We start from the raw sequence: 10560 nt of genomic DNA, 5'->3' as shown, positions 1-10560 counted from the left end.
TTCTTGATCAGCCCTTGGGCAAAGGCCGCTTTGTTCTTCTTGGCCCTGAATTTATTGATGAGTTTCTGGGTGTCCTCGATGTACTTCTGCTGGTTCAGTGCAGCCTGTTTCTGACGATCGAGCTCCTCTCTACGCTGGATGAGATATTTTGAATAGGAGAATTTATAATCGTAGACCTTCCCATTGGATATCTCGATGGTGCGCTTGGTGATGTTATCCAAGAAATCCCGGTCGTGGGAGATGAGCATCACGGCTCCCGGATAGTCGATCAAGAATCCTTCCAGCCACTCGATGCTTTCTATGTCGAGGTGATTGGTAGGCTCATCGAGCAGGATCAGGTCCGGTGATCCCAGCAGGATCTTGGCCAATTCCACACGCATCTTCCAACCTCCGGAAAAGGTGGACATCGCTCGCTCGAGTTCTTCCTGCTCGAATCCGAGTCCCTTCAATACACGCTCTGCTTTCTCCACCGTGTTATCCCCGCCTATAAGCGTGATGCGGTCATTGAGCTCGTTGAGCTCTTCGATCAGACGTAAGTATTCTTGGGATTCGTAGTCCTCCCTTTGACCCAATTCTATCCCGATCTCATCCAGTCTGTCTTGGATCCGATTGACTTCGTCAAAGGCCTTGGAAGCCTCCTCGATCACCGATGCCGATTCATTGTGTTTCATCTGCTGTGGCAGATAACCCACAGTACGTCCCTTGGGAATAGCGATGTTGCCTGAAGTAGGATTGACCTCTCCGATGATGCACTTCATCAGAGTGGACTTACCCGCTCCGTTCTTCCCTGTAAGTCCGATGCGGTCTTTCTCACCGATGAAGAAGGACACCTTATCAAAAAGCGCCCGATCACCGTAGATCACACTGAGTTCATTGACTGATACCATATCAGGAATTGATATATCCGATGATGACCAATGTCATGAGCAGGAGAAAGATCCCTATGACGAAATAGCGGAGAACGGGGTCCGAGATGAAGGGTTTGCGATGTAGGCCGATCGCTAGGTTGTTGCATTTTTTAGCCTGTTCCATATCCCGCTTCCTTATGGCGTATAACCAGCGCTTATTGGGCCCGGACTCGGTGACATCCTTCTCGAATTGGATCTCTTGTTCGACCAATGCATCTTCAAAACTACAGGCCATCTCATAGTCGTGATAGACGAACACCATGTATTTCCGATCGGTCGGATGAGGGCGATAGTTATGGAGCTGGATAAGAGATTCCATGGGTCAGTCGTCATGCCACTCGGTGAGGTATTCGATGGGTCTACGCTGTCCTTTGGGCCATTCACCTTCCGGATAGCCGATATAGATAAGGCCCAGTATGCTGTCCTTCTCCTCGAAGCCGAAGAATGCATTGCATTCTCCAGTATAGATGAATTTAGGTGTACTCCAGAAGAATCCTAATCCGGCAGCTGTAGCCGTCAAGTGCATGTTCTGTATGGCGCAGGCAGCAGCACCCATCTCCTCGATCTCCGGTATGCGCTCTTTGGGATCAGGGGTGATACCCACCACCATCACAGCAGAAGCCTTCATGGGTCTGACACGCATGCGCTCCGCCTTCATCTCATTGACATCCTCTCCGGCCCATTGCACATAGGTTTTGCTGAGAAATTCGGCCACTCGGGACCGGGATTCACCCATGTAGACTTTGAATCTCCAGGGTTGGGTCATGCCATGTGTTGGAGCCCAAATGGCGTTGTTGAGCAATAATTCTATCTGCTCGTGATGTACCTTCCTATCACTGAAGAACTCGGGATAGATGGTCCTCCGGTCACGGATGATGGCCGTTATCTCACTGAGGTTGTGCCTCATTTCTACTTCCACTTGATGTTGCATCCCATACTCGGAATCTGTTTTTCAGGAATGGACCGACCCTCTATCAGTGCGTCCAAAGCCGCGCGCATATCCCTACCTGTCACGGGGATGTCCTTGCCCGGACGACTGTCATCCAGTCTACCTCGATACACGCATTTATCCGAGCTATCGAAGAGATCGAAATCAGGGGTGCAGGCGGCATCATAGGCCTTGGCCACTTCCTGTGTCTCATCATACAGATAGGGAAAAGGGAAGTCCAGCTCCAAGGCCAGCTCCTTCATCTTCTCCGGCCCATCCTGCGGATAGTTCTCGACATCGTTGCTCGAAATGGCCACGAATCCGACACCTTTTTCTGAATATTCTCTAGCGATATTGATCAACTCTTCGCGGACATGGATCACATAGGGGCAGTGATTGCAGATGAACATGACCAAGGTGCCTTTTTCACCCTTGATATCCTCGAATTCTAGGTGCTGTCCGCTGACCACATCTGGTAGTGAGAAAGGAGGCGCTTGAAAGCCTAAAGGGATATTCGTAGTAGGTGTAAGAGCCATGACTTGAAGAATTTTTGAGATGGACTGCGAATCTACTCAATAGACCCCAAGAGAAAGGGCCCCGATGGTCCCGAATCCGATTGAAATGAGAACTTTGGCCACTATATATCCAAGGGAATATGAAGACTGTATTGATCACAGGTGCAGGAACAGGAATCGGGAAGGCAAGTGCTATCAGGCTGGCCTCTGAGGGTTATGCGATCATCCTGGTCGGGAGGCGAAGAGAGCCTTTGGAAGCGGTCTATGAAGGCCTCCAGGGTGAAGGGCATCTCATTCTTTCTGTCGATGTATCGGATAAAGCGGCTTTGCACAAGGCCTTGAATTCAGGAGTCATGGATGGGCGCAGCCTACACGGGGTCTATGCCAATGCGGGGATCGGTGGACCCAATGAATACGGAGAAGAGGATCGATGGGAACAGATCATCGACATCAATCTCAGCGGGGCCTACTACACCGTCAAGGAATGTTATCCCTTTCTCAAGGCTTCAAAAAGCGAGTACCGTCATGTGCTAATCACCAGTTCATGTCTGGCCCGATTCGGAGTGCCTTACTACACGGCCTATTGCGCGAGCAAGAGCGGGGTCACCGGGCTGGTCAGGGCCTTGGCAGTAGAGTGGGCCAATGACCGTATCCTGGTCAATGCCGTACTTCCCGGATGGGTGGATACCGAGATGGCACGAGCGGGGATCCAACTGCTCGCAGATGATCTGGGGCAATCCTATGATCAGACCTATCTCGAGCAGATGAAGATGGTCCCGCTTCAGAAGATGTCCGATCCGCAGGAAATTGCAGCCTTGGTCGCCTATCTCTTCAGCCCGGATCAACGGTCGATCACCGGCCAAGGATTGGACATCAATAATGGAAGCTTCATGATCTGATGGTCGACAAGCGCGTCATCCTCAGTCTCGGCCTATTGACCTTGATCGGATTTCCCTTGCTGGGAATGGCCATCGTCAAGATATTCTCCGACCAGCCTATCCAGATCATGATCCGACAGACGGCTCCTGTATGGGAGCAATTCGCCATAGGTGTACCTGTAGGAACACTGATGGGACTCATCGCGCACTGGTTGACCGAGCAACCCATACTGAAACCAAGCACCCGTAAGTATGCGCGCATGCTGGGTTCTCTCCGGCTAAGCACCACAGAAAAAGCACTGATATCGGTATGTGCGGGTTTTGGAGAAGAACTCCTTTTCCGCGGTGCCATCCAGTATTTCTGGGGTATTTGGATTACGGCAGTGTTCTTCGTGGCTATCCACGGGTACTTGAACATAAAAGATTGGCGCATAAGCATATACGGCACTGTGATGACTATTTTCATTGCCATCATGGGCTATATGCACGAGTGGTATGGAATTTGGGCAGCAGTGGCAGCGCATGTCATGATAGACTTTGTCCTCTTGATGCGTGTTCAGGACCAAGGACCACATGTGCCTATGCCTGAAATGGACTGAAAAAACCTTTACAAATGAGTCATAATACACACCGAGCATTCTGGATTCCTGTGCTGGCCATCTTCACGATCTCTTTATTGGGATTCTGCTTGGCTCCTGAAGCAGATAAGGGGACAGAAGAGCTAAGTACTCCGAATAGTCGGAAGGAATTCAATGCCTATTGGTATGCAGGTAAAGCTGAGATCACCACCTACGACTTAGAACAGGCCAGATATGGAGAGATTCATCCGGGGAAGAGTGTGATGGTCTTTGTCACCGAGGATTTCCTCATCAATGAGCAGGTGAAGAAAGAGCAGGTATCGGACAAGCCGGCCACTTCTGTGATCAAACTCAATAAGATCGATCGCTTCACCACGGGTATATATGATTACAGTACCATGCTCTCCACCTTCACTCCGGTGGATCGGTATAGTTATCCTTTCTCTCTTAAGACCACTTTCAGTTCTCAGGACTGGTGTGGGCAGAGCTTCATGCAGGTCAATAGGAGAGGAGAGGGCTACCAGGCCCTGGTACGAAGTTATTTCGAGGCCGAAGGAGATAAGAATGTGATTTTGGATAGCAGCCTGCTGGAGGACGAGATCTGGACGCTCGCTCGACTGGACCCTATGGCCTTACCTCAGGGAGACATTACCATCATTCCCTCCAGTCAGCAATTCCGGCTGCGCCATCAGCCGCTCGCCCCTGTGGAGGCTGAGGCCAAGATGACCCTTCAAGTCAGGGATGACAGTTCCGAACAGTACATCTATACCGTTGACTTCGAATCTGGTCGCCAACTCAAGATCTTCATGCAATCTGTATTCCCCTATCGAATCTATGGCTGGGAAGAGAAGGTCAAGAGCGGTTTTGGGACAGAAGCCCAATGGTTGACCACCAAAGCCACCATGGATAAGAGTATCAAGAGCAGCTATTGGGGGCAGAACAACAAGGCAGATGCCGAGTTGAGAGAAAGCCTAGGACTGTAACTCGATTCTTATATCGCTTCACTCTTACTGGCCAGAACATTGATATCCTTGCCTTCCAGGTGTTTCAGTTCTTGGGGATAGTTGACGCTATTGATCATGGCCTTTCCCATGGCCGTGGTGCTTGTCACCGACTGCATACGTTCGAGTAAAGGGAAGATGGGACGCGTGATGATGTAGAGTATGTTGTAAAGGGGTGTCTTGCTCTTTATCCCACGTTTAGGAATAATAGCCCCCGGACGGAACATATAGGCATCCTTGAATCCCATCTTCAGTATCATATTCTCGGTCCGCCCCTTGACCCGTTTCCACATCGTGATACTCTGCTCGGTGCTATCCGTCCCAGTGCCAGAAACATAGTTCATGACCATGTGCGGATTTAGACCATATAGTGTCCGAGCCAGAGCTTCGGTGACTCCATAGGTAAGTTCGGTATACTTCTCTTCGTTCATTCCCGCAGATGAGACTCCCATGCAATGGAAGCAGGCATCGTATCCGCTGAGGTGGTCTTTGATCGACTCGAACTCCGAAAAGTCCCTATGGATGACCTCTTTGACCTTTGGGTGGTCGATTCCGAGCGGATTCCGGTTAATGAGCAAGATGCCTTTTACTTGCGCATCATCCATGCACTCGAGCAAGACTCCCTTGCCGACCATTCCCGTGGAACCTGTGATAATGACTTTCATCTACTGTGCTTCAGAGTTCGTTCAAATGCTCGAGTATCACGCTGGGTTCAGCGCGGTTGCGGTAATCTGCATCCAAGAACGCATAGCGTATCACGCCATCGGTATCGATGACATAGGTGGCTGCTAAAGGCAGTTCGCTATTTGTATCCCCATTGTAATTATCCAGGTCGAAACTCTCATTGTAGATCGTTGCCACTTCATCGGTCAGTTTGAAGAGTACGCCATAGTCACGGGCCACATGGCTGCCCACATCGCTCAGTACGGTGAACTCCAAGTCGTTCTTCTCGGCTGTGCTCATGGAGCTATCAGGTAGCTCAGGTGTCAAGGCGATGAGCTCTGCACCGGCTGCTTTGAAATGGGGAAGCTCTTCTTGGAGACGGTGTAAGGTGATATTGCAATAGGGGCACCATCCTCCACGATACCAAGTCAGGATCACGGGACCATTCTTCAAGAGCTCGCTCAGTGTTACTTCTTTGCCTGTGGCATTGGACAAGGTGAAATCTGGGGCTTGATCACCCACCTGCTTGGCCGATTGTGTGATTCCACTGTTCTCTACCGATCGTATTCCTTCAGCATATATCCGCTTCTTCTCATCGCTGGCCTTGCGGTTAAAGTTGGCTTTCCGCTCATCGAGCAACTCCTGAAGTGGCTGGCTCGAGTCGTACTGGATGTCTTCAGATTTTGTTTTCGTTTCGTTCATTTCGCTTGTTCGTGTTTCGTTGGTGTTCTGTCCGCAGCTACTCAGTATGAGGAGTATGAGGCATGCATGGGAGATCAGTTTCATAGATAGGTCTTGTTATTGAGAATGAATCGCGATAGAGGATCGATGGTGTTTAGGATGGATTTCTCCTTCCATTGGAACCAAAATGATCAGGGAGGCACATCGGCACAAATACCGTGCTAGGCTTTATGTGCTGGATCGACTATTCAGGATGGCTTGGACCTTACTCATACACACAACGAAGAGGAATCGAATAAAGGACATCGAAATCCCTGTTGAAGTAGAGCGAATAGCCATCGGATGAATAGAAGGGAAAGACATCGTATCCATCCGTTTTTAATCCTCCTTCGAGAACCCGGGGAACCTGCCACTCACCATCGACTTTCTGAGAGACCCAGATATCCGAACCGCGTCTTCCTGTTTCGGGGTCTCGTGTGGCCACATCCAGAAAGATCAAATCCCTACTTGGACCGGGAGAACCACCCACTACTTGAACCGAATCCATCTGATCTATCCATACATCGACCTCTTTAAAAGCTTCGGGGCGGGAATAATTCCCATCCTCCCAGCGTACAAAGAGGGTGCTGCGTGACCTCCAGTCAGGGGTGGTCCTTCTGAAGTAGATGCGGTCGTACCAGCCGAATTCCGCCCAGGAATGGTAGTGACCGAGCGTATTGGCCTGATGCATGAAAACAGGTTCTCCCCAAGTGCCGTCTTGCTTATCCACATACCAGAGATAGGCCTGGGGTTTCTCTTCTTGGGCCATGGAATCAGGAAGTGGACGATAGGAAGTAAAGACCATCCGCTGTCCATCTCTCGAAAGACTGGGATAGAGGTCGGAGTGGGGATTGCCTAGGATCAATCGCTCAGGCGTAGACCATCCTTCAGCTGTTCGCTCGGAAGTAAAGATCCCATACTCTTCCTTCACAGGGTCCAGTTTTTTGAAGAAGTAGAATATGCTGTCGCCAGGTGAGAATGAGCCTCGAAATACATCGCCTTCCAAGAGCCCTTCTCCAAATCTTTCAGGATGGACTTCGGAGATACTGCATGGTGGGGCATGTACCTGATCCAGAAAGGTCTCGATAGACTGGAAATACTGTTCTTCTTGGTCCAGCCAGCCATAGTGACCGCATTGGTCCAGAAAGACAATGCGGGAGTTGCAGTAGACGCTATCCGCCTTGTAGGCCAACGCTTGGGGGATGATATCCTGTATGCCTTGAATGACCAGGACAGGTCGGCAGAAACTTTGCAAGGTTGGTTTGCAATCGTAGGGTATGGATCGGAGGTCGCTCCAGACCATGCGATTGAGATCGAGGTCCCCCTCCATCAGTCGATCAGCTACCTGAGGAATGAACTTCTCATCATACACATAGGCCTTGGCAAAGAGCTGATTGTATTTCCTCCGAGCCCCAAGGTCATCCCCCTCTCTGAATTGCCGTCTCCAACGATTCAAAGAATCCATTTCGGATGGAGTGAAGTGTCTCGTGATATCCCTTTGGGCCGTTTGCAACAGACTGAGGTCGATGCCTCCAGATGCAGACTGGATCATGGCGGTGAATACTTCCGGATGTATGGATGCATAGTAGTTGGCCAGAATACCTCCGAATGAGTGACCGAGCACGGTCCACTCGTCCAGTTCCAGATCTTGACGGATGGCTTCCATGTCCTGTACCATGAGATCCATACTGATGGTCGAGGCATTCCGTTCTGTGACTGGAGAAAGTCCTGTCCCTCGTTGATCGAAGAGGATAGGCTGATAGCCCATTGCTTGGATCTTCTCAGCCATTGATGAAAAGCCCTGACTATTGAATCCCGGACCCCCATTGATGATCAATACAGGCGGGCCTTCACCGAAGGTCTCATAGTGGATGTCCACATCACCGGATCGCACAATATGTGAAGACTGTGCTTGGCAGCTAAGGCCACTCAGTAGCAAGAGGAAGAGAAGAATAGATTTTGACATACGGCCTTTGATCAAGATTCGAACTATTCTATGGAAGAATCATCCGTATGGGAATCTGATTCATGAGCTTGCGCCTTATTCTGTAGAGCGAAGCCCAAGGCTGCACCGATAGCGATTCCGAGGCTGATCCACAGCGCGAGATTATCAGTTGCCGCGCCTATGCCTGCTCCGAAGGCAGTGCCAAAAGCAATTCCCAGTCCGATCATTCGATCTTTTTTCATCCGTTCCCTACTCTTGATTGATAGAAGAAGCTCAAAAATTATCTCCATCGATCATGCGTCCCAATCCACCCAATACGGATCCTTCGCCCTTGGCCTTGCCACCGGCTTTAGGGGCGCGCATCAGGATGCGGTCTGCCAAGCGGGAGAAGGGGAGACTCTGCAGATAGATGGTGCCCGTTCCCTTCAAGGTGGCCAAGAAGAGACCTTCTCCACCGAAGATCATAGAGCGTAGATTCCCCGCACGCTCGATACTATAATCCAGGTTCGGGCTGAAGGCTACGATACATCCTGTATCGATACGGATGATCTCATTGTTCAATTCCTTCTTCACCACGGTACCTCCTGCATGCAAGAAGGCCTTGCCGTCACCGCGCAATCGCTGGAGTATGAATCCTTCTCCACCGAAGAATCCACTGCCTAGTCGCTTATTGAAAGCTACGCTGATCTCGGTGCCATGTGCTGCGCAGAGAAAGGCGTCCTTCTGACACAGGATCTCCCCGCCCAGTTCACTCATTTCCAGCGGGATGATCTTACCCGGATAGGGAGCAGCAAAGCTCACTTCCCTCTGTCCCGTGTCTGTGTTGGTGAAGTGGGTCATGAAGATGGACTCTCCGGTGATGACGCGTTTTCCCACATCCAGGATCTTTCCAAAGAATCCTTGGTCAGGCTTGGATCCATCCCCGGTACGTGTGGTGAAACTGATGCCGTCCTGCATCCAGTTCATGGCTCCAGCCTCGGCCACTACCGTCTCATTGGGGTCTAGGTGGATGGAGACGATCTGCATGTCATCTCCGGCAATGGTGTAATCTATCTCGTGGGCTTTCATATGCTGTATCGGTCTTTATGGGTGAGTGAGCACATGAAGATAGTTCTCAGTAGGCCCATCACCAAGACCGCTGGGACGGAAGGTCATACACGCACGTGAAAGGCGGCAGAAGGTCTCCTCAGAAATATAATTCCCGTTCAGCTGCCTGAATCAACTGACTGCGCTCTTTGGCGCGCTCATACTTCATCCAGCGATCGATCACCTGATCGTAAAGTTTGCGTGCATCGCTGTACTTCTTGAATCGTATCCGATGGAAACCGCGATCGGCATCGGGATGAAAACTGAGTGTGACCGCACTGGATCGCTTCTGCATGGGTTCGCCTTGTAGTTCTACGGCTCCCAGTCGGGAGAAGTCTATGGTCAGTTCTTGTAAGCTGTGTATCGGGCTCATGGCATGTGTTCTTATTGTTGAGCCTGCAAGAAAAGAGGTGCCTACGTAAGGTATTTACGGACTTACAATATAGATCAGGATATCAATGAAAATAGAGGGCAAGGATCACTCCTTGTTCGGATTGCCTCCGATGAAAAAGGGTAGCTCAGCACCCAGCACGATACTCTGCTCATTGAATCGGATATTCTGACTCGCCCTGTTCTGATTCTCCATGAAGATGACATCACGCAGACCGATGAATCCGGTGTGGTGTTGATACTGGAGATAGAGACCATGCTTCCATCTGAGTCGCAAGGCCAATTGGCCTGAAACACCCCATCCGGCCAGGTGGATCCAATTGCGATAGCGTACTTGAGCGACCGTAGCATCCGACCAAGTGAAAACAGGTCCACCGGACAATCCCACCAGTGCGTAGAGGTAGAATCGCTCCCTTTTGTCCTGCCAGAAGGGGATGTGACGCTCATAGGCTGCTCGTACGTAGTTCAGTCCATCGGTGTGTTCATATTTCAAGAAGGAGGGGTTCAGGTCGATACGCTCTCCATTCCACTGTCTCGCACGTTCTTCGGAGAATGAGGCGCTCACCGTACCCTCGATACGTACGCGTTGGTAGCGTTGCATGACATATTTCATGTGATCCCAGCCGATGGAGATGCTGCTGTTCTCGGTGATGAAGTGGCCAAATCGGAAATTGAATTGTGGTACGGTGAATTTCTGCCAATGCAGATAGACATCGGCCTCGAACTCCGAGGGATCATCATGTGCGCGCACATCCAAGAGCCTGAAATCGAAGTCATCTCCTTTGAAGTGGATATCACTCTGTTGATAATGGGAGCGATGGTATCCCCAATGCACATAGAAGCTCTTGGCCCGAATGTGGTCTTGAGCAAGGACCAGCGTAGCACAGGTCAGGCAGCAGAGGAGGAGCAGGGGTCGCATGATTCGTCAGAGGGATCGAAGATACTCCG

14 protein-coding genes are annotated in these 10560 nt (G+C 50.6%); 3 read left to right on the top strand and 11 right to left on the bottom strand.

The window, feature by feature from the left end:
- From HKN79_11845 to HKN79_11830, 4 genes are all read right to left on the bottom strand, one after another.
- Window positions 1-887 (bottom strand): ABC-F family ATP-binding cassette domain-containing protein (locus HKN79_11845; protein ID NNC84259.1); only part of this gene is annotated, 887 nt, incomplete at its 3' end.
- Window position 888: 1 nt separating this feature from the next.
- Window positions 889-1227: a hypothetical protein gene (locus tag HKN79_11840; protein ID NNC84258.1), complete on the bottom strand. Its 339-nt coding sequence runs from the start codon at window positions 1225-1227 to the stop codon at window positions 889-891.
- 3 nt (window positions 1228-1230) lie between these two features.
- On the bottom strand, window positions 1231-1815 hold the full coding sequence (locus HKN79_11835) for a nitroreductase (protein ID NNC84257.1): 585 nt from the start codon (window positions 1813-1815) through the stop codon (window positions 1231-1233).
- Between the two features lie 2 nt (window positions 1816-1817).
- Entirely contained in the window at window positions 1818-2372 is a 555-nt protein-coding gene (locus HKN79_11830) for a thioredoxin family protein (protein ID NNC84256.1), read from the bottom strand.
- A gap of 119 nt (window positions 2373-2491) precedes the next feature.
- Here HKN79_11830 and HKN79_11825 point away from each other — a divergent pair, with 119 nt between their 5' ends.
- From HKN79_11825 to HKN79_11815, 3 genes are read left to right on the top strand one after another with little or no spacing between them, the layout of a single operon-like run.
- Window positions 2492-3250, top strand: coding sequence for an SDR family oxidoreductase (locus tag HKN79_11825; GenBank protein ID NNC84255.1), 759 nt, complete (start codon window positions 2492-2494; stop codon window positions 3248-3250).
- Entirely contained in the window at window positions 3250-3828 is a 579-nt protein-coding gene (locus HKN79_11820; GenBank protein ID NNC84254.1) for a CPBP family intramembrane metalloprotease, read from the top strand. The genes HKN79_11825 and HKN79_11820 overlap by 1 nt, the downstream gene beginning before the upstream one ends.
- A gap of 14 nt (window positions 3829-3842) precedes the next feature.
- The gene (locus HKN79_11815) at window positions 3843-4790 is read left to right on the top strand and encodes a hypothetical protein (GenBank protein NNC84253.1); all 948 of its coding nucleotides are present in this window, start codon (window positions 3843-3845) and stop codon (window positions 4788-4790) included.
- A gap of 8 nt (window positions 4791-4798) precedes the next feature.
- Here the strand turns inward: HKN79_11815 and HKN79_11810 are convergent, their stop codons facing one another.
- The 7 genes from HKN79_11810 to HKN79_11780 form a co-directional block, all read right to left on the bottom strand.
- Window positions 4799-5473, bottom strand: coding sequence for an epimerase (locus HKN79_11810; protein NNC84252.1), 675 nt, complete (start codon window positions 5471-5473; stop codon window positions 4799-4801).
- A 10-nt stretch (window positions 5474-5483) separates the two neighbouring features.
- Entirely contained in the window at window positions 5484-6257 is a 774-nt protein-coding gene (locus HKN79_11805; GenBank protein NNC84251.1) for an AhpC/TSA family protein, read from the bottom strand.
- A gap of 160 nt (window positions 6258-6417) precedes the next feature.
- Window positions 6418-8157 carry an alpha/beta fold hydrolase gene (locus HKN79_11800; protein ID NNC84250.1) on the bottom strand — a complete coding sequence of 580 codons (1740 nt, stop codon included), beginning with the start codon at window positions 8155-8157 and terminating at the stop codon, window positions 6418-6420.
- Window positions 8158-8180: 23 nt separating this feature from the next.
- On the bottom strand, window positions 8181-8378 hold the full coding sequence (locus tag HKN79_11795; GenBank protein ID NNC84249.1) for a hypothetical protein: 198 nt from the start codon (window positions 8376-8378) through the stop codon (window positions 8181-8183).
- A 31-nt stretch (window positions 8379-8409) separates the two neighbouring features.
- Window positions 8410-9204, bottom strand: coding sequence for a TIGR00266 family protein (locus HKN79_11790; GenBank protein ID NNC84248.1), 795 nt, complete (start codon window positions 9202-9204; stop codon window positions 8410-8412).
- A gap of 118 nt (window positions 9205-9322) precedes the next feature.
- Window positions 9323-9595 (bottom strand): hypothetical protein, encoded by a 273-nt coding sequence (locus HKN79_11785; GenBank protein ID NNC84247.1) that lies wholly within the window; start codon window positions 9593-9595, stop codon window positions 9323-9325.
- Window positions 9596-9700: 105 nt separating this feature from the next.
- Window positions 9701-10531 (bottom strand): hypothetical protein, encoded by an 831-nt coding sequence (locus HKN79_11780; protein NNC84246.1) that lies wholly within the window; start codon window positions 10529-10531, stop codon window positions 9701-9703.
- Between the last annotated feature and the right edge of the window lie 29 nt (window positions 10532-10560).

It is taken from the genome of Flavobacteriales bacterium (assembly GCA_013001705.1).
Classification (GTDB): Bacteria; Bacteroidota; Bacteroidia; order Flavobacteriales_D; family JABDKJ01; genus JABDLZ01.
The sequence above is the reverse complement of the archived record's forward strand: the minus strand, read 5'-3'. Positions and strand labels throughout refer to the sequence as shown.